The sequence below is a fragment of the Micromonospora sp. B11E3 genome, assembly GCF_039871625.1.
Taxonomy (GTDB): domain Bacteria; phylum Actinomycetota; class Actinomycetes; order Mycobacteriales; family Micromonosporaceae; genus Micromonospora.
In genome coordinates this window covers 1-1,069 of the sequence record NZ_JBDPMC010000220.1, presented here as the reverse complement: position 1 = coordinate 1,069, position 1,069 = coordinate 1, and the positions used below count along the sequence as shown (strand labels likewise).

At 67.9% G+C, this 1,069-nt stretch carries 1 protein-coding gene; it reads left to right on the top strand.

From position 1 onward, the window contains the following. Positions 1–1,015: integrase core domain-containing protein (locus tag ABGB16_RS33760; RefSeq protein ID WP_347672106.1), on the top strand; the 1,015-nt coding region annotated here is incomplete at its 5' end. Between the last annotated feature and the right edge of the window lie 54 nt (positions 1,016–1,069).

Genomic DNA, 1,069 nt, shown 5'->3' with positions numbered 1-1,069 from the left:
TTTCGTCGCGGCCCGCAGTGACAGTGCCCTGCTCGCGGAGCTGCTGGCGCTGCGCCACGAGGTCGCGGTGCTCCGCCGCCAGGTCCACAGCCGACCACGGCTGTCCTGTCCAGACCGGGCAATCCTGTCCGCGCTCGCCCGGTTCCTACCCCGTCCGGTCCGCGCCCACCGGATCGTGACCCCGGCGACCCTGCTGGCCTGGCACCGACGGCTGGTGCGATGTCGCTGGACCTACCCCAGCCGTGGTGGCCGCCCGCCGGTCAACCCCGAGATCCGGGAGTTGATCTACCGGATGGCCGCCGAGAACCCGCGATGGGGCCACAAACGCCTCCAGGGCGAACTGCTCGGGCTCGGCCACCGCGTCGGACTGGGCACCATCCGACGGATCCTCGCCGGCCGACGGATCGGCCCCGCGCCACGCGGGGTCGATACCTCGTGGCGGACGTTCCTGCGTACCCAGGCGGCAGGGCTACTGGCCACCGACTTCTTCCATCTCGACACGATTACGCTGCGCCGGCTCTACGTGCTGGTCGTGATGGAGATCGCCACCCGCCGAGTCCACATCCTCGGCGTGACCGAGCACCCGACCCAGGCCTGGGTGACCCAACAGGCCCGCGACATGCTCATGGACCTCGGAGAACGAACCAGCGCGTTCCAGTTCCTGATCCGCGACCGGGACACCAAGTACGGCGAGACCTTCGACGCCGTCCTGGCCGCAGAGGGCGTGCAGGTCGTGAAGACGCCGCCTCGCACGCCCCAGGCCAACTGCTTCATCGAACGCTGGGGCCGCAGCATGCGCGAGGAATGCGCCGACCACCTTCTGATCTACGGCGAGCGGCACGCCAGAACGATCCTCACCGAGTACGTCCGACACTTCAACGATCACCGGCCACACCAAGGGCGCGGGCAGCTACCACCCAACCATGACCCAGAGGTGGTAGTGCCGATCATCGGCGCCGTCCGGCGCCGACGACGGCTGGGAGGAATCATCAACGAGTACCATCGGGCCGCCTGAACCGATCTTTGAAGTCCCAGGTCAGCCGCCGAAATTAAGTTTTGGCACCTTACA